The sequence below is a fragment of the Pseudomonas sp. Teo4 genome (genome assembly GCF_034387475.1).
GTDB lineage: Bacteria > Pseudomonadota > Gammaproteobacteria > Pseudomonadales > Pseudomonadaceae > Aquipseudomonas.
In genome coordinates, this window is record NZ_JAXCIL010000001.1 from 3,557,484 (window position 1) to 3,573,465 (window position 15,982).

The 15,982-nt window shown below is 60.9% G+C and carries 19 protein-coding genes; 1 reads left to right on the plus strand and 18 read right to left on the minus strand.

Annotation, left to right across the window (positions count from 1 at the left end):
• Window positions 1-157 precede the first annotated feature (157 nt).
• The 16 genes from PspTeo4_RS16045 to PspTeo4_RS16120 form a co-directional block, all read right to left on the minus strand.
• Window positions 158-1,645, minus strand: coding sequence for a DUF6538 domain-containing protein (locus tag PspTeo4_RS16045; RefSeq protein ID WP_322364717.1), 1,488 nt, complete (start codon window positions 1,643-1,645; stop codon window positions 158-160).
• A 203-nt stretch (window positions 1,646-1,848) separates the two neighbouring features.
• Window positions 1,849-2,664: a tol-pal system protein YbgF gene (ybgF, locus tag PspTeo4_RS16050; RefSeq protein ID WP_322364718.1), complete on the minus strand. Its 816-nt coding sequence runs from the start codon at window positions 2,662-2,664 to the stop codon at window positions 1,849-1,851.
• Between the two features lie 6 nt (window positions 2,665-2,670).
• Window positions 2,671-3,168 carry a peptidoglycan-associated lipoprotein Pal gene (gene pal / locus PspTeo4_RS16055; RefSeq protein WP_023381906.1) on the minus strand — a complete coding sequence of 166 codons (498 nt, stop codon included), beginning with the start codon at window positions 3,166-3,168 and terminating at the stop codon, window positions 2,671-2,673.
• A 53-nt stretch (window positions 3,169-3,221) separates the two neighbouring features.
• On the minus strand, window positions 3,222-4,502 hold the full coding sequence (gene tolB / locus PspTeo4_RS16060; RefSeq protein WP_322364881.1) for a Tol-Pal system beta propeller repeat protein TolB: 1,281 nt from the start codon (window positions 4,500-4,502) through the stop codon (window positions 3,222-3,224).
• A gap of 17 nt (window positions 4,503-4,519) precedes the next feature.
• Entirely contained in the window at window positions 4,520-5,596 is a 1,077-nt protein-coding gene (tolA, locus tag PspTeo4_RS16065) for a cell envelope integrity protein TolA (RefSeq protein WP_322364719.1), read from the minus strand.
• The gene (gene tolR, locus PspTeo4_RS16070; protein ID WP_023628694.1) at window positions 5,596-6,048 is read right to left on the minus strand and encodes a protein TolR; all 453 of its coding nucleotides are present in this window, start codon (window positions 6,046-6,048) and stop codon (window positions 5,596-5,598) included. Before tolR ends, tolA begins: the two co-directional genes overlap by 1 nt.
• Window positions 6,049-6,062: 14 nt before the next feature.
• Window positions 6,063-6,758: a protein TolQ gene (gene tolQ / locus PspTeo4_RS16075; protein WP_023381909.1), complete on the minus strand. Its 696-nt coding sequence runs from the start codon at window positions 6,756-6,758 to the stop codon at window positions 6,063-6,065.
• A gap of 2 nt (window positions 6,759-6,760) precedes the next feature.
• A complete protein-coding gene (ybgC, locus tag PspTeo4_RS16080) occupies window positions 6,761-7,213 on the minus strand; it encodes a tol-pal system-associated acyl-CoA thioesterase (RefSeq protein WP_023381910.1) in 453 nt (150 codons plus the stop codon).
• 125 nt (window positions 7,214-7,338) lie between these two features.
• Window positions 7,339-8,385 carry a Holliday junction branch migration DNA helicase RuvB gene (ruvB, locus tag PspTeo4_RS16085; RefSeq protein ID WP_322364721.1) on the minus strand — a complete coding sequence of 349 codons (1,047 nt, stop codon included), beginning with the start codon at window positions 8,383-8,385 and terminating at the stop codon, window positions 7,339-7,341.
• Window positions 8,382-8,999 (minus strand): Holliday junction branch migration protein RuvA, encoded by a 618-nt coding sequence (gene ruvA / locus PspTeo4_RS16090; RefSeq protein WP_322364722.1) that lies wholly within the window; start codon window positions 8,997-8,999, stop codon window positions 8,382-8,384. The genes ruvB and ruvA overlap by 4 nt, the downstream gene beginning before the upstream one ends.
• Window positions 9,000-9,108: 109 nt before the next feature.
• Window positions 9,109-9,633 carry a crossover junction endodeoxyribonuclease RuvC gene (gene ruvC / locus PspTeo4_RS16095; protein ID WP_322364723.1) on the minus strand — a complete coding sequence of 175 codons (525 nt, stop codon included), beginning with the start codon at window positions 9,631-9,633 and terminating at the stop codon, window positions 9,109-9,111.
• Between the two features lie 126 nt (window positions 9,634-9,759).
• Window positions 9,760-10,506 carry a YebC/PmpR family DNA-binding transcriptional regulator gene (locus tag PspTeo4_RS16100; RefSeq protein WP_322364724.1) on the minus strand — a complete coding sequence of 249 codons (747 nt, stop codon included), beginning with the start codon at window positions 10,504-10,506 and terminating at the stop codon, window positions 9,760-9,762.
• Between the two features lie 112 nt (window positions 10,507-10,618).
• The gene (gene aspS / locus PspTeo4_RS16105; RefSeq protein WP_322364725.1) at window positions 10,619-12,394 is read right to left on the minus strand and encodes an aspartate--tRNA ligase; all 1,776 of its coding nucleotides are present in this window, start codon (window positions 12,392-12,394) and stop codon (window positions 10,619-10,621) included.
• A gap of 94 nt (window positions 12,395-12,488) precedes the next feature.
• A complete protein-coding gene (locus PspTeo4_RS16110) occupies window positions 12,489-12,710 on the minus strand; it encodes an FmdB family zinc ribbon protein (protein WP_043209521.1) in 222 nt (73 codons plus the stop codon).
• A 92-nt stretch (window positions 12,711-12,802) separates the two neighbouring features.
• Window positions 12,803-13,132, minus strand: a complete 330-nt coding sequence (locus tag PspTeo4_RS16115; RefSeq protein WP_322364882.1) for a ribbon-helix-helix domain-containing protein — start codon at window positions 13,130-13,132, stop codon at window positions 12,803-12,805.
• 158 nt (window positions 13,133-13,290) lie between these two features.
• On the minus strand, window positions 13,291-13,764 hold the full coding sequence (locus PspTeo4_RS16120; protein WP_023381917.1) for a Dps family protein: 474 nt from the start codon (window positions 13,762-13,764) through the stop codon (window positions 13,291-13,293).
• Between the two features lie 279 nt (window positions 13,765-14,043).
• Between PspTeo4_RS16120 and PspTeo4_RS16125 the strand changes: the two genes are divergently transcribed.
• On the plus strand, window positions 14,044-14,637 hold the full coding sequence (locus tag PspTeo4_RS16125) for a cold-shock protein (protein WP_322364726.1): 594 nt from the start codon (window positions 14,044-14,046) through the stop codon (window positions 14,635-14,637).
• A 39-nt stretch (window positions 14,638-14,676) separates the two neighbouring features.
• Here PspTeo4_RS16125 and PspTeo4_RS16130 read toward each other — a convergent pair whose 3' ends face one another.
• The gene (locus PspTeo4_RS16130) at window positions 14,677-14,883 is read right to left on the minus strand and encodes a SlyX family protein (RefSeq protein ID WP_322364728.1); all 207 of its coding nucleotides are present in this window, start codon (window positions 14,881-14,883) and stop codon (window positions 14,677-14,679) included.
• 1 nt (window position 14,884) lies between these two features.
• Window positions 14,885-15,304 (minus strand): HIT domain-containing protein, encoded by a 420-nt coding sequence (locus PspTeo4_RS16135; RefSeq protein ID WP_322364729.1) that lies wholly within the window; start codon window positions 15,302-15,304, stop codon window positions 14,885-14,887.
• Between the last annotated feature and the right edge of the window lie 678 nt (window positions 15,305-15,982).

Sequence of the window (15,982 nt, forward strand, 5' to 3'; positions counted from 1 at the left end):
ATAGCTCATCGCCACATGGCGACCCTTTCAAGGTAGCCCAGACAGCGGTGGGCGCAATCGATTCCCGGCAGTCGCCTGGCCAGCAGCGCACCAAGCCCCTACGGGGGATTCTGCACGTGATCGGGTCAGACCCTCCCCTCGCACGACTACAACAAATTTAGGCCGCTGGGCTTTCGAGCAACTGGCGCACCTTGTCCAATAGCTCCCGCTGGTCCTTCAACGCAGACTTGCCACCATAGATGCTGGTCATGCTCTGTTTACCAACGTGCCCAAGGATTGCCCCGGCTTCATGCTCAGAGGCACCGGCATGCCGCATCAGGTCAGCCACTGTATGCCGAACGCCATACAACGTGTAACCGGCAGGCAGGCGACGCCCCAACAGGTCATGCAATCGACGGACACGTTGCTCAGTCCTACGGCCCAGGTCGGCAGCCTCTCCCCTTTCGGCCAGCACCAGCCGGAACAGCCGGGCGTCATCGGCATGCACCGGGAGGTCACGGCGGCTGGCATCAGTCTTCCTACCGGATAACCCTGCCTGGAACACCAGTTCCTTACCGCCCATGATGTCCTCCCGCACCGTCAATGCCTCCGGTCCCTCCCGCAGTAGTTCAGACGGGCGCAAGCCGTACCGGGCCAGGATGAGCAACGCCGCACAGTCCACCTCGGGTGCCGTGTCCTGCATGTTCTGGATACAAGCCTTGAGCATTGCAACGGGGATCGGCTGGCGGGCCTCCTTCCTGGCGCCAGCACCGGAACGAATCGTCTTGGCTGTGGCATCGAGCTTCGGCAGCTTGATCCCCTCCCACCCAGGCATGCAGCGAAGTACGGCCAGAATGGCATTGGTGCTGGTATTGAGTGACGACGCTTTCATGCCCTGCTCAAGGCGCCGTTGGCCATAGTCGAGAATGCTTTGGACCTGCTCCGCTGGGGTGGCTGGCCAACGTAGGGCGTCCCGGCACAGCGTCTGCACCTGCTGTCCACGTCGGGGTGTAGCCTGGGCCAGGTACTTATCCAAGGTCCGCTGAAACTCGGCGGCGGTGGTCTGCCCATGCCGCGCCCGTTGAGCAGGGATTGCAGGTACAGAGTGCTCTGGAACAGGAGCAATAGAAGGCACAGCGTTAGCTGGCTCAGGCGTTGAGGGCTGCCCTAGCGTGGGCACCTCGCCCCTCTCCAGGGCCTCCAGGGCGCGCAGGGCGGCCAATGCCTCCATCGGGCTGTAGTCAGCCGCGCCGGGATGCTTCCCGTCGGCAATCGCCTGTAGTGCGGCCTTGCGCCATTCAAGCTCTGCCGCCCAGGTCGGGGCCTGCCGCTGGCTCGGTTCAAGGGCTTCGACAGCCGACCGGGTAGCATCGTCTACAACGGCCCGCAGACGCTCTAGGATGCGCTCTGCCGTTACCGCTGGGACATCCCCGCCAAGGGCCTGCATCGCCCCTGTACCGCCACCGCAGGCGCTCCCTGCCAGGGCTTCGGCGCAGGTACGGTCGAAGTCAACCGACACCACACGGGCAAGCTGTAGCGCTTCCTTGCGGTCGCTGGTGCCAAGCGCCTTTCGGAACTCGGTACGGCCCACAATGCTGGCAACTTCGACAGGGAAGCGGCGGCGGTAGATGAACCGCCCGTCTCGCTTCATCAGATGATCCGACATGGCGCAACTCCTGGTAGTGGGTCACGTGCACCGGTCATGCGCCCCGGTGAAATGGCCCTCTAAACGGCTGTTGTGCCCCGGTCAACCCAGGGCTGCAAGGCCCGCAGAATGCGGCCTGCGCCATAATCCGGCAAGGAGTTTGTGCACCATCCCTCTAACGAAAAAACCCGCGACAGGCGCGGGTTTCTTTCAAATGATGCAGCTTAGAGCTTCTGCAGGTCACGCTGAGCCAGTTGCGCGGCGGACGTGCCAGGGTACTGGGTGATGACTTGCTGCAGGATGCCCTTGACCTTGTCGGTGTGGCCCATGCGGCGCTCGACGTCAGCCAGTTTGTACAGCGAATCCGGCACCTTGCTGTGCTTGGGGTACTTCTGACCCACCTGGGCGAAGGCCTGGCTGGCACCTTGCAGGTCGCCCTTGGCCAGGTTGACCTCACCAAGCCAATACTGGGCATTGCCGGCGTACTGGCTGTTGGGGTACTTGCGCAGGAAGGCACCGAAGGCTTGTGCGGCCTTGTCGAAGTCCTTCTGCTTGATCAGGTCGAAAGCAGCATCGTAGTAGAGCTTCTCTTTCGCCGGATCGCCCGGCTCGCTGCTGGCGGCCGGTTGTTGTGCAGCAACGCCAGCGGCGCCAGCTGCAGCATCGACGGCAGCACCAGGTGCACCGCCGGTAGAAGAATTGTCAGGGGTCGCGGCAGGCGCGGCACCACTGTTGATGCGACGGTCCAGATCCTGGTAACGCTCCAGGTTTTCCTGCTTCATGCGGGCTACATCGTTCTGCAACTCTTCGATGATGCCCTGCTGGCGGGAGAGCTGGTCCTGCATCTGTTGCAGCTGCATGAACAGCTGGCCCTGTGCAGAGGCAGGGGTTGAAGCCCCTGCCCCGGCATAGGCGCCGCTCGTGCCATAACCCGAAGGTGGGTAAGCACCTGCGTTGTCATCTACCACAGGAACCTCAGCCCAGGCCGCGAGCGGCAGGCTGAGTGCGAGGACGGTTACTACACGGCGGCACATACGCATAAGAACTTACTTACGCAGTTCTACGCGACGGTTCTGAGCCCAGGACTGCTCGTCGTTGCCGGTGGCAACTGGACGCTCTTCGCCGTAGGAAACCAGTTCCAGCTGAGCAGGGGAAACACCCTGCAGAACCAGGTAGCGCTGAACGGCCTTGGCACGACGCTCACCCAGAGCCATGTTGTACTCGCGGGTGCCGCGCTCGTCGGTGTTGCCTTCCAGAACAACGCGGTTGCCGTTGGCTTTCAGGTCCTTGGCGTGAACGTCCAGGGCGCGCATGGCTTCTGGCTTCAGATCCGAGCTGTCGTATTCGAAGTAGAAGGTGGTGATTGCGCGCAGGGCAGCTTCTTCGCTCAGGGAGCCGTCGACAGCGCCAGTGTTGGCACCGTAGCCAGCGTTCGGGTCAACAGCGCCTTCACCAGCGTTGTCACCGCCCTTCGAGGAGCAACCTACAGCTACGGCCATGGCCAGAGCCAGCGCAGCAAATTTACCAAACTTCAGCATTTCCATCGTGAAACTCCTAATGAAACCCCAGTGTGTTAAGCAAAAGTATTACGCCGCAATCAGTTCAGGTAAGGGGACCAGGACGGTTCTCTGACTTCGCCTTGAGCGGTAGGAAGTGGGAGCCTCACGCGGCCATTAAGCGACACGAGCATCAAGACTCCCCGGCCCTGCTGGCGGGTGGCGTAGATTAGCATGGTGCCGTTTGGCGCAACAGTGGGAGACTCATCAAGACTTGTTTCCGAGAGAATCTTTACACTTCCACGTTGCAGGTCTTGTGCAGCCACTTTGAAGTTGGTGAAGCCCTGCTGACGATGAATCATGACCAGGGTCTTTTCATCCGCCGAAAGTTTCGGGTTGGCGTTGTAGTTACCCACGAAAGTTACGCGCTCAGCACCACCACCACCGACCGACTGCTTGTAGATCTGCGGTTTGCCGCCACGGTCGGAGGTGAAGTACAGGGTGTTGCCGTCTTTACCCCAGAACGGTTCGGTATTGATGCCTGGGCCGGCAGTGACGCGGCTGATCTGGCGCGAGGCGACGTTCATCACGTAGATGTCCGGGTTGCCATCCTTCGACAGAACGAACGCCAGGCGGGAGCCATCCGGCGACCAGGCCGGCGCACCGTTCAGGCCTTCGAAGTTGGTCACCTGCTCGCGGCGGCCGGTATCGATGTTCTGCACGAAGATGCGCGGGCGCTTCTGCTCGAACGAAACATAGGCGATACGCTTGCCATCCGGCGCGAAGCGCGGCGACAGGATCGGCTCACGCGACTGCAGCAGGGTCACTGCACGGGCACCGTCGTAGTCCGAACGCTGCAGCGTGTAGCGAGTGTTGTTGGCCGAGAAACGCTCAGCGGTCACGTACAGCATGCGGGTAGAGAACGCACCCTTGATGCCGGTAAGTTTCTCGAACGACTGGTCGGCAATGTAGTGCGCCATGTCGCGCAGCTGGTCAGTGCTGCCTGCCACGCTGCCGGTCAGCACTTGCTGTTCGGTGGCGACGTTGAACAGTGCGTACTGCACCTGCAGGCGACCGCCCGACGGCACGATGCTACCGACCATCACGTACTGGGCACCCAGCGCTTTCCAGTCACGGAAGATGACTTCGCTGCCCTGGGTAGGCTGGCTGATCATGTTCTGACGCGGAATCGGCGAGTAGTAGCCCGAGTTGCGCAGGTCGTTACCGATGATATCGGCCATGTCTTCTGGCAGCACACTGCCACCCTGCAGACCGAACGGCACTACCGCGATGGGCGTGGCCCGATCGCTGCCGCTGGTGACCAGGATGTTCTTTTCCTCTGCCATGGCCATACCAGCCACGCAGCAGAGCATGACCAGCATTCCTCGAAGGAGTTTAATCACAACGCTAGATCCTCAGGTGTAAATGTCATCTTGAACGAACGATAACGGTTGAAATCGCTCGGCTTCATACCCTGCATCTCGGTCAAACGACCAATGTTCTTCACTGCTGCCACCGCCGAACTGTCGAACGGACCGTCGCCACTGGACTTGATCACGTTGACACCGGTGATGGTGCCGTCCGGCAACATGTTGACCTGCAGGGTCACCGTCATGCCCTTTCGCGCGGAAGGCGGACGAGCCCAACCCTCGGCCGCGCGCAGACGGATCAGGTCGTCGAAGTCGCCGGCCACCTGGTCACCCTGCTCGTCGGCCAGGGCCTGCTGCCGCTCGGTGGTGTCGGACAACAGCTCGGCCAGTGCCTGAGCTTTCTTGTCTTCCGCTGCCTTGCGAGCCGCTTCCTGTGCCTTCTTCTTCTGGGCATCTGCCGCGGCCTTTTTCTTGGCCTCTTCAGCTGCCTTCTTCTTCGCTTCCTCGGCCACCGCTTTCTTCTTGGCGTCCTCGGCTGCTTTCTTCTTCGCCTCTTCGGCCGCCTTTTTCTTGGCGTCCTCGGCGGCTTGTTTCTTGGCTTCTTCCTCGGCCTGTTTCTTGGCCTCTTCCTCAGCCTTCTTCTTGGCGATGTCAGCCTGCTGCTTCTCAGCGGCCTTCTTCGCTTCCTCAGCCTTCTTCGACTCGGCGGCTTTCTTGGCCTCAGCGGCTTTGGCCGCTTCCTCGGCCTTCTTCGCTTCGGCGGCTTCGCGGGCCTCCTCGGCCTTTTGAGCGGCGTCGGCTTTCTTTTGTTCCGCAGCCTTCACGGCTTCCTGTTCAACCTTCTTCTGTTCCAGCTGCTCGACTTCGGTCTGGCGCGACGCGGTCTTCTTGGCTTCCCCGGCAATCTTCTGATTGGTCTGGGTGGTCGCCTGGCTCTTGGACTTGAGCTGATACAGCGTCGCCTGGACGATCGGCTTGGAAGGCGGCAGCTCAGGCGTCATCGCAAAACTGACGAACAGCATGGCAAACACCAGCACATGCAGGCCGATGGCCCAGACACTGGGCCAGAAGTAGCTTTCCGAGGCGGATGGCTCTCGCTGCTGCATCAGGGCGCCTCGGTAATCAGGCCAACGTTACCGACACCGGCCTTCTGCAACCCGCCCATGGCGCCCATGACGGCGCCGTAGTCGACAGCCTTGTCGCCACGAATGAAGACCTGGGTCTGTTTGCCCTGGTCGCGACCGGCGGCGATGATCTTAGTCACCGCGCTGGTCATTTCCGGCAAGGTCATGGCCTTGTCCATCTGCTTGTCGGTATCGACTTCACTGCCGAGGTTCCAGTAATAGGTTTTGTCGGCCTTGATGGAGATGGTCAGGACCTGGACGTTGTTGTCCTGCGGCAAGGCTTCACTGGAAACCTTGGGCAGATCGACCTTCACGCCCTGGTTGAGCATGGGGGCCGTCACCATGAAGATGACCAGCAGCACCAGCATCACGTCGATGTAGGGCACCACGTTCATCTCGGCGACCGGCTTGCGTTTGTGGCGAACTCGGGCCATGGGCTTCTACCTGATTACTCTTCGCTGGTGTGCACTTTGCGGTGCAGGATCGCCTGGAACTCGTCGGCGAAGGTGTAGTAACGGCCGATCAGCACTTCGCTGCGGGCAGCGAATCGGTTGTAGGCGATAACCGCTGGAATCGCTGCGAACAGGCCGATCGCGGTGGCGATCAGGGCCTCGGCGATACCCGGGGCAACGGTGGCCAGGGTCGCTTGCTGGGCACTGGCCAGGCCGCGGAAGGAGTTCATGATGCCCCATACGGTACCGAACAGGCCGATGTACGGGCTGGTGGAACCGACGGTGGCCAGGAACGGCAGGCTCTGCTCGAGTTTTTCTTCCTCACGGGAGATGGCGACGCGCATGGCACGACCGACACCTTCCATGACCGCGTCCGGGTCGACACCCGGCTGCTGGCGCAGACGCGAGAACTCTTTGAAGCCGGCACGGAAGACCTGCTCGACACCCGAGTCCGGGTCAGGGTTGCTGCCAGCCTGACGGTACAGCTTGGACAGGTCGATACCCGACCAGAAACGCTCCTCGAAGGCGTCCAGCGCACGACGACCGGCACGCAGCATGGTGCTGCGCTGGAAGATCATGATCCATGAAGTGACCGAGGCAGCCACCAGGGCCAGCATGACCAGCTGCACCACGATACTGGCATTGCTGACCAGACTCCACATGGAGGTATGGTCGACGACGTTAGCTTCCACGCTTATTCTCCTGCATTCGATTGAGTACCCGTGCCGTCCGCCAGGAAGGCGTCACGCAGCTCTGGGGGTATGGCCCGGGGTTTGAAAGTGTCGGCGCGCACGGCGGCCACCAGAAACTGCCCTTCGCAGAGCAGCGTTTCATCCTTTTCCCGCCAGACCTGCTGCACGAAACGCAGGCTGGCGCGATTGAGTTCAAGTACTTGCGCGGTGACCCGGAGTTCGTCATCCAAGCGCGCCGGCGCGTGATAGCGCGCTTCGCTGGAGTGGACCACGAACAGGAGGTTTTCCCCGGCCAGCTGCGCCTGAGAAAAGCCCAGGTGGCGCAACCGTTCAGTGCGCGCACGCTCCATGAATTTCAGGTAATTGACGTAATACACCACGCCACCGGCATCGGTATCCTCGTAATAGACGCGACAACGGTGTGCGAACGGTTCCAGGCCATTTTGCGCGCGCATACTCTAGTGCTTACTCCTCAGCTTGCCAATCCGCTGTGGCAACTGTTTTTTCTTCATTAATGTCTTATTGCCAGCAAGCCTGCGGCATGCCAGCGGTAGGACCACGAAAAGCCGGTTTTGATCTGTCATTCATCGGCTGGTGCGGAAAAGTCCGCTCCCTCCCCCAGCCTTCCGGGCACATTCAGGCCGAAATGCAGGTAGGCATGTCGGGTGACCACACGCCCGCGAGGGGTGCGCATGATGTAGCCCTGTTGGATCAGGTAAGGCTCAAGCACGTCCTCGATGGTATGGCGCTCTTCGCTGATGGCCGCCGCGAGGTTGTCCACGCCCACCGGGCCACCGTCGAACTTCTCGATCATGGTCAGCAGCAAACGACGGTCGGAATGGTCGAAACCACGCTCGTCGACATCCAGCAGGTTCAATGCCATGTCAGCCACGGCCTTGGTGATCTGCCCCTTGCCACGCACTTCGGCGTAGTCACGCACCCGGCGCAGCAGGCGGTTGGCGATTCGCGGGGTGCCGCGGGCGCGCCGGGCAATTTCGAAGGCGCCCTGGTCTTCTATCGAAAGGCCCAGGATATTGGCCGACCGGCTGACGATGGTTGCCAGGTCTTGGTTGTTGTAGAACTCCAGACGCTGGACGATACCGAAACGGTCACGCAACGGGTTGGTGAGCATCCCGGCGCGGGTGGTGGCGCCCACCAGGGTGAACGGCGGCAGATCGAGCTTGATCGAGCGGGCGGCGGGCCCCTCGCCGATCATGATGTCGAGCTGGAAGTCTTCCATGGCCGGGTACAACACTTCTTCGACTACCGGCGAAAGCCGGTGAATTTCGTCGATGAACAGCACGTCATGGGGCTCAAGGTTGGTCAGCATGGCCGCCAGGTCGCCTGGCCGCTCGAGAATCGGGCCCGAGGTGCTCTTGACCGACACCCCCATCTCTTGGGCGATGATGTTGGCCAAAGTGGTCTTGCCCAGCCCGGGCGGGCCGAAGATCAGGGTATGGTCAAGCGACTCGTTGCGACCGCGCGCAGCCTGGATGAACAGGGCCATCTGCTCGCGCACGACGGGCTGGCCGATGTATTCGTCCAGGCGTAACGGTCGAATCGCACGGTCCTGGACTTCTTCACGGTCGCGGCCACTGGCGGCGATCAAGCGGTCGGCTTCGATCACTTGGTAATCATCCCTTTAAGACTGCGGCGGATCAGTTCTTCGCTGCTCAGGCCAGCCTTGTCCTTGATGGCGGATACGGCCTTGCTCGCCTCCTGAGGCTTGTAGCCCAGGGAAACCAGCGCGCTGACCGCATCGGCCTCGGCACTGGATGCACCGCTGACCGGCACCGGGCCATCGGACACCAAGGTGAACATGGCCGGCGAGGTTTCCCAGGCCTTGAAGCGGTCCTTGAGCTCGACCAGCAAACGCTCGGCGGTTTTCTTGCCGACGCCGGGCACGCGCACCAGAGCGGAAGCGTCCTGAGCCTGGACACAACGCACCAGCTCATCGACCTCAAGGCCGGACATCAAGGCCAACGCCAGCTTCGGCCCTACGCCATTGAGGCGGATAAGTTCGCGAAACAGCTCGCGCTCGCGCTTTTCATGAAACCCGTACAGCAGATGCGCATCTTCGCGCACCACCAGATGGGTGTGCACGGTCACCGGCTCGCCCACCTTGGGCAGACGGTACAGCGTGGTCATTGGCACTTCCAGCTCATAGCCCACGCCATTGACGTCGATAATCAGGTGCGGCGGCTGTTTTTCCGCCAGGGTGCCACGCAAACGTCCAATCACGTTCCGATCCTTCCTCTCGGGGAGCCGATCAAAGACCGCTCAACCCTATCAGCAAAAGCAGCGGGTGAACGTTTCACCCGAGCAAAATGTGTATCAGCGCATGAAGCGCTTACAGACGCAAGCGTCCACCACGCCGCCGAGCCGTAGCCAGACCGTGGGGCACCAGGCTGGAGCGGGTATGGGCATGGCATAAGGCAATGGCCAGGGCGTCGGAAGCATCGATCTGCGGTTTTTGAGTCAGCTTGAGCAGGTGCATGACCATCATCCTCACCTGCTCCTTGTTGGCACCACCGGTACCGGCCACGGCCTGCTTGACCTGGGTGGCGCTGTACTCGGCGATTTCCAGGCCTGCCTCGGCGGCAGCGACGATCGCCGCGCCACGGGCCTGGCCGAGCTTAAGCGCAGAGTCGGCATTACGCGCCATGAACACCCGCTCGATGCCCATGGTCACCGGGCCATGCTGGCTGATGATTTCGCTTACGCCACGAAAGACGATCTGCAAACGCTCATGCAGCTCGCCACTGCCTGTGCGGATGCAGCCCGACGCCACGTACTCGCAACCACGCGCGGTTTGGCGTACCACGCCATAACCGGTGATGCGCGAGCCTGGGTCGATACCAAGAATCAGAGTCATAACACCTGCAGAGCTTTACAATTTTCACCGACCTATTCGCGGGCAAGCCCGCTCCCACATGGGTCGCACGGACACTGTGGGAGCGGGCTTGCCCGCGAATAGGCCCTCAAGGCCAAAGCAGGAACCTTAGCCAAGTTTCTCCATGATCTCGTCAGAAATCTCGGCGTTGGAATAGACGTTCTGCACGTCATCCAGGTCCTCGAGCATGTCGATCAGCTTCAGCACCTTCTCAGCGCCATCCTGGTCCAGTTCGGCACTGGTGGTCGGCTGCATGACGATTTCAGCGTCCGCGGCCTTGAAGCCAGCTTCTTCCAGGGCATTACGCACGGCATAGAAGCTGTTGAACGAGGTAAACACATCGAACGAACCATCTTCGTTGGCCACGACGTCATCGGCATCGGCCTCCATGGCCGCTTCCATGAGCGAATCTTCGTCAATACCCGGAGCAAAGCTGATTTGCCCCTTGCGCTCGAACAGGTAGGCCACCGAACCGTCGGTACCCAGGTTACCGCCACATTTGGTGAAGGCATGGCGTACGGCCGCTGCGGTACGGTTGCGGTTGTCGGTCATGGCTTCGACCATGATGGCCACACCGCCCGGGCCGTAACCTTCGTAGCTCAGCTCTTCGACGTTATCGTTTTCGTTGGTACCCGCACCGCGGGCAACCGCCCGATCGATGATGTCGCGGCTCATGTTGGCGCCCAACGCCTTGTCCAGCGCCAGACGCAGGCGTGGGTTGGAGGCCGGATCAGGCCCGCCTTGCTTGGCGGCGACCGTCAACTCGCGGATCCACTTGGTGAAGATCTTGCCTCTCTTGGCATCCTGGCGCTCTTTGCGGTGCTTGATGTTCGCCCACTTGGAATGACCAGCCATATCGACTCCAAAATCCTTGAAACAGAAACAAGTTCCGCCCCGTAGGGCGGAACGCGTGAGATCTTGCGCCGAAGCGCATGGGCGCAACCTTGCGGGTGCGCCCGCGGCCCGCTTACTCGACCTTGGTCTGCTCGCGCAGACGAATGTGCAGCTCGCGCAGGGCCTTGGCGTCGACCATGCCAGGGGCCTGGGTCATGACGCACGCGGCGCTCTGGGTTTTCGGGAAGGCGATCACTTCACGGATCGACTGGGCGCCGGTCATCAGCATGACCAGACGATCCAGACCAAAGGCCAGGCCGCCGTGTGGCGGAGCACCGAACTTCAGGGCGTCGAGCAGGAAGCCGAACTTCTCTTCCTGTTCTGCAGCCTCGATGCCCAGCAGGCGGAACACCGCCTGTTGCATCTCTTTGCGGTGGATACGAATAGAACCGCCACCCAGTTCGGTACCGTTGAGGACCATGTCGTAGGCACGGGACAGGGCCGTGGCCGGGTTGGCCTCGAGCTCTTCCGGGGTGCACTTCGGCGCGGTGAACGGGTGGTGCAATGCGGTGAAGCTGCCGTCTTCGTTCTCTTCGAACATCGGGAAGTCGACCACCCACATCGGTGCCCACTCACAGGTCAGCAGCTCGAAGTCGTGACCCAGGCGGATACGCAGCGCGCCCAGGGCTTCGCTGACGACCTTGAACTTGTCGGCACCGAAGAACACGATGTCGCCGTCAACCGCGCCAACGCGATCGAGGATGTTGTTCAGGTTGGCCTCAGGAATGTTCTTGACGATCGGCGACTGCAGACCTTCGACGCCCTTCGCACGCTCGTTGACCTTGATGTACGCCAGGCCCTTGGCACCGTAGATGCCAACGAACTTGGTGTACTCGTCGATCTTGCTGCGCGGCATGCTGGCACCGCCCGGCAGGCGCAGCGCGGTCACGCGGCACTTCGGATCGTTGGCCGGGCCGGCGAAGACCTTGAAGTCGACGTCTTTCAGCTGGTCGGCAACGTCAACCAGTTCCAGCGGAATACGCAGGTCCGGCTTGTCGGAACCGTAGCGACGCATGGCCTCTTCGAAGGTCATGTGCGGGAACTCGCCGAACTCCAGGTCCAGCACTTCCTTGAACAGCTTGCGGATCATGCTCTCGGTGAGGCCCATGATCTCGGCTTCGTTCAGGAAGCTGGTTTCGATGTCGATCTGGGTGAATTCCGGCTGACGGTCGGCACGCAGGTCCTCGTCACGGAAGCACTTGGCGATCTGGTAGTAGCGGTCGAAACCGGCCACCATCAGCAGCTGCTTGAACAGCTGCGGCGACTGCGGCAGGGCAAAGAAGCTGCCAGCGTGGGTACGGCTAGGTACCAGGTAGTCGCGCGCGCCTTCCGGAGTGGCACGGGTGAGGATCGGCGTCTCGACGTCGAGGAAGCCGTTCTCGTCGAGGAAGCGACGGATGCTGCTGGTGATGCGCGAACGCAGGCGCAGCTTGTCGGCCATTTCCGGACGACGCAGGTCGATGAAGCGGTAACGCAGGCGGGTTTCTTCGCCCACGTCGGAGTATTCGTTCAACGGGAACGGCGGGGTTTCCGCTTCGTTAAGCACGTTGAGCTGGTAGCCGAGGATCTCGATGGCGCCGGACGCCATGTTGGCGTTCACCGCACCTTCCGGACGCTTGCGCACCTTGCCGGTGATCTGCACGACGTACTCGCTGCGCACACGGTCGGCAGCGGCGAAGGTTTCGGCGCGATCCGGGTCGAACACGACCTGGGCCATGCCTTCGCGGTCACGGATATCGAGGAAGATCACCCCGCCGTGGTCGCGGCGACGATGGACCCAGCCGCAAAGGGTGACTTCCTGGCCGTCCAGGCTCTCGTTCAGTTGGCCGCAATAATGGCTGCGCATCATGATGGTGGTTTCGCTTCTCGTGATTCGTGTATTCGGTGGAGGCCTTGGCCGCCCAGAGGGCTAATACTGCAAGACCCGACTACTGCAATTCAACTCAGTCGGCCTTGTCGCCGCCTGCCAGATTCTTTTTTGCCCCGGTCTTGAAGTCGGTTTCGTACCAACCGTTACCGCTCAGGCGAAAGCCGGGTACCGACAGCAGCTTCTTCAACGCTGGCGCCTGGCACGCCGGGCAATCGGTCAGCGGCGCGGCGCTGATCTTCTGCAACACTTCCATCCGGTGATCGCAGGATGCACATTGATAGTCATACAGGGGCATGGGTGTCTCTCGTCAACCACAACGCAGGCTGCCGGGGCAGCAAAAAGCGGGATTATATATGGTTAACAGGCGCTGCGCAGCCCGCCCGGCGATCAGCGTACGTTGGGCGGCTCAAGCAGCCAGGCGACACAGATCACCCGAATCAGGCCACTGAAGTTCCTGACACCGCCCTGACGCAGGTGCACTTCGCGGTCAACGTACGACAGCACGGCACTCACCGAACAGCCATTGGCCTCGGCAATACGCTCAAGGATACGCCAGTAGACAGCCTCGAGGCGCAAGCAGGTGGAAAATCCGTTGAGCCGCACCGAACGTGATACCGGCCTGACCTGCAACATGTCGAAATCGGCCTTGAACGGGTCAACGCACTGCCTCCCCGGCCACCGCCCCTGATTACCCCCTCGCTTTATCACTTGCGTCACATCTTGCATCGGGCCACTCCACCGTCACGGGAACTCACCCGCAATGAAGCCCGTGACATCTGGCGCAGAGCAGCGGCAAGGGTTTCCCGTCAAAACGAAAAAGCCCGGCTGTGCATGACACAACCGGGCCTGGGTAACGCTCCGACGCAGAAAAGCGACTATTTGCCGTCCAACAAAACCCGCAGCATCCAGGCAGTTTTCTCGTGCACCTGCATGCGCTGGGTCAACAGATCGGCGGTTGGCTCGTCACTGACTTTGTCCACGACCGGGAAGATGCTGCGCGCTGTGCGCACCACCGCCTCCTGCCCCTGCACCAGCTGTCGGATCATCTCGTCCGCCGCAGGCACCCCTTCCTCCTCCTTGATCGAGGAATGTCGAGCATAAAAGGCATAGGAACCCGGCGCCGGGAAGCCCAAGGCGCGAATTCGCTCGGCGATCGAGTCGACGGCCAGCGCCAACTCGTTGTACTGCTCCTCGAACATCAGATGCAGGGTACGGAAGGACGGCCCAGTGACGTTCCAGTGAAAGTTATGGGTTTTCAGATACAACACGTAGGTATCGGACAACAGGCGGGAAAGCCCTTCGACGATGGATTTACGATCTTCTTCAGAGATACCGATATCGATTGCCATGAAGTTCCCCTTTCCATAATGGCTTGATGAACAAGCGGGCCCGACACACTGTACCAACACTTCGCACAACCCGCATGTGACGCACGGCAATGGATCGGTGGCAACCGCCCGCGGTTTGAGAAGCCCCCGCCTTTGCTGTTAAATAGGCACCGTGCCACCCGTGCGGACTGTCATTGCCGGGTGCATAGGCTGGCCTGCCACGTGTTCGCGCTTTACACCTCATGCGCACCGTGCCGCCAGCTCTTCCTGTGATCGGCCTTATCAACTGTGAGCCAAACCATGTTCAAGATCGTCCATCTGGTGACGGGCGTAGCGGCTTTGCTGCTGTCGCTCATACCCGGCCTGAAAACCGATGCAACACCTTTCCTGCAACAACCCGACGCTGTCTACCTCGCCCTGCTCGGCCTGCTCAACCTGCTGCTCGCCCCGGTCGTGCCGCTGTACTACCGAGGTGCTCGCCAGCAATTGCAACACCTGGCGTGCGCCCTGCTGGTGGTCGCCGTGGTCCTGCAGACCCTGACGCTGCTGGCACGCCCGGAAATGGGCAACCTGGCCGCCCTGGTCTGCGCGGCACTGGCCGTCGCCCTGCACCTGGCCGCCGGCTTCGCCCGCAGCGGCCGAAAAAGCCGCAACACCCAGCAAGCACCCCAGGATGGCGGCAAGCGCGATACCGGCACCGTCAAGTGGTTCAATACCTCGAAGGGGTTTGGCTTCATCTCCCGCGACTCGGGTGACGATATTTTCGTGCACTTTCGCGCCATTCGCGGCGAAGGCCACCGCATTCTGGTCGAAGGCCAGCGCGTGGAATTCTCGGTGATGCACCGCGACAAAGGCCTGCAGGCCGAAGATGTGGTCGCGGTCACCCGCCGCTGACCAAACACGGCCCTGGCGCAAGTCCAGGGCCGTTCTGCTTCAATAGTGTGGCGGCGGCGCTTCTTCACCTTCGCTGCCATACTGCCCGACCATTTCCTCGTAGCGCTTGAGCAGCTCGGCCATCTGCAATTGCAGGCGTTCGATCACCCGCCCCTGCTCGACCACCACATCATTCAGCGCCTGGATAGTGTCATCCTGGAAAGCCTGACGGGTTTCCAGTTCGATGATGCGCGACTCTGCCAACATGTCAGGCCTCCTGATATCGGTCATCGAGCCGTGCACGCAGGCGCTGACGAATGGCATCGAGTTGGTCGGGGGTGTACTCGAGCGCAGGCACCTTGCCCCACACTGGCGCTGGCCAGGCCGCATCGCCATGTTGACGCACGATGACATGCATGTGCAGCTGGCTGACCACGTTACCCAACGTGGCGACGTTCATCTTGTCGGCAGCGAACTCACCCTTGAGCATTTCGGCCAGATAGGTGGTTTCCGTCCACAGCTGGGCCTGGTCTTCCTGACTCAAATCGAACAGCTCGCTCACCCCTACGCGCCTGGGCACCAATATGAACCAGGGATAATTGGCATCCTTGCTCAGCAGCACGCGGGACAGTGGAAAGTCCCCCAGCACCAGGGAATCCTGCTGCAAACGCGAATCCAGGACGAACACGGCAAACCTCCTAAGAAAACAGCCCCGTCGAATGCGGGAAAACCTGCGCAAGGATACCCTGCTTCGCCCCTCACGACATGCAACAGCTTGAATCGCGCCCACTTTCAGCTCACGTGAACGCTGCCCTTGCACGCATGCGGTAACACCGCGCTACTTTTCGCACCAAAATGATGCCAAAAACGTGAATGCCACCACACTTCCCCCACGCAAACGACTCAACTTGAACAATTGCCGGTAACACATTGACTTTTCAGGCAGCTTTTAAAAAATAGCCAACGGCCTTTTGTGGCACACCATCAGACACTTTTCACCCCGTGTTTGCGGGGCTTTCCCTCCCCCGGCACGAGGTTTTGTGAAAAATTCATGAAACGTTGCGAATTTTGAGCACGGTTGTTGCATTCCTTTCACGCCAAGTCGGCACGACACCTGCATTGACCAGGTGGACGCGACAAATAACAACAGCGGCATTGGAGGCACCAGGGAGTTTCTCGGACCGGGCTTTCTTATTACAGATTGGTTACGGCGACAGGAACAGCGCTGGCGTTATACGCCTCACTTGGGGAGGCGTGATTTGCGACATGGAAATACCTAAAAGCGACATGGGCATAAAGTTACCGAAAGGATGTTTATTCCCATATCGCCAACAACAGTCAGCGTGCTATACATTTTCGCCGACAT

What these genes read in the sequence shown, in the direction of transcription:
- PspTeo4_RS16045 (WP_322364717.1), bottom strand. Translation starts at nt 1,645, where the DNA reads ATGTCGGATCATCTGATGAAGCGAGACGGGCGGTTCATCTACCGCCGC.
- ybgF (WP_322364718.1), bottom strand. Translation starts at nt 2,664, where the DNA reads ATGCGTATGTGCCGCCGTGTAGTAACCGTCCTCGCACTCAGCCTGCCG.
- pal (WP_023381906.1), bottom strand. Translation starts at nt 3,168, where the DNA reads ATGGAAATGCTGAAGTTTGGTAAATTTGCTGCGCTGGCTCTGGCCATG.
- tolB (WP_322364881.1), bottom strand. Translation starts at nt 4,502, where the DNA reads ATGCTGGTCATGCTCTGCTGCGTGGCTGGTATGGCCATGGCAGAGGAA.
- tolA (WP_322364719.1), bottom strand. Translation starts at nt 5,596, where the DNA reads ATGCAGCAGCGAGAGCCATCCGCCTCGGAAAGCTACTTCTGGCCCAGT.
- tolR (WP_023628694.1), bottom strand. Translation starts at nt 6,048, where the DNA reads ATGGCCCGAGTTCGCCACAAACGCAAGCCGGTCGCCGAGATGAACGTG.
- ybgC (WP_023381910.1), bottom strand. Translation starts at nt 7,213, where the DNA reads ATGCGCGCGCAAAATGGCCTGGAACCGTTCGCACACCGTTGTCGCGTC.
- ruvC (WP_322364723.1), bottom strand. Translation starts at nt 9,633, where the DNA reads ATGACTCTGATTCTTGGTATCGACCCAGGCTCGCGCATCACCGGTTAT.
- PspTeo4_RS16100 (WP_322364724.1), bottom strand. Translation starts at nt 10,506, where the DNA reads ATGGCTGGTCATTCCAAGTGGGCGAACATCAAGCACCGCAAAGAGCGC.
- aspS (WP_322364725.1), bottom strand. Translation starts at nt 12,394, where the DNA reads ATGATGCGCAGCCATTATTGCGGCCAACTGAACGAGAGCCTGGACGGC.
- PspTeo4_RS16110 (WP_043209521.1), bottom strand. Translation starts at nt 12,710, where the DNA reads ATGCCCCTGTATGACTATCAATGTGCATCCTGCGATCACCGGATGGAA.
- PspTeo4_RS16120 (WP_023381917.1), bottom strand. Translation starts at nt 13,764, where the DNA reads ATGGCAATCGATATCGGTATCTCTGAAGAAGATCGTAAATCCATCGTC.
- PspTeo4_RS16125 (WP_322364726.1), top strand. Translation starts at nt 14,044, where the DNA reads ATGTTCAAGATCGTCCATCTGGTGACGGGCGTAGCGGCTTTGCTGCTG.
- PspTeo4_RS16130 (WP_322364728.1), bottom strand. Translation starts at nt 14,883, where the DNA reads ATGTTGGCAGAGTCGCGCATCATCGAACTGGAAACCCGTCAGGCTTTC.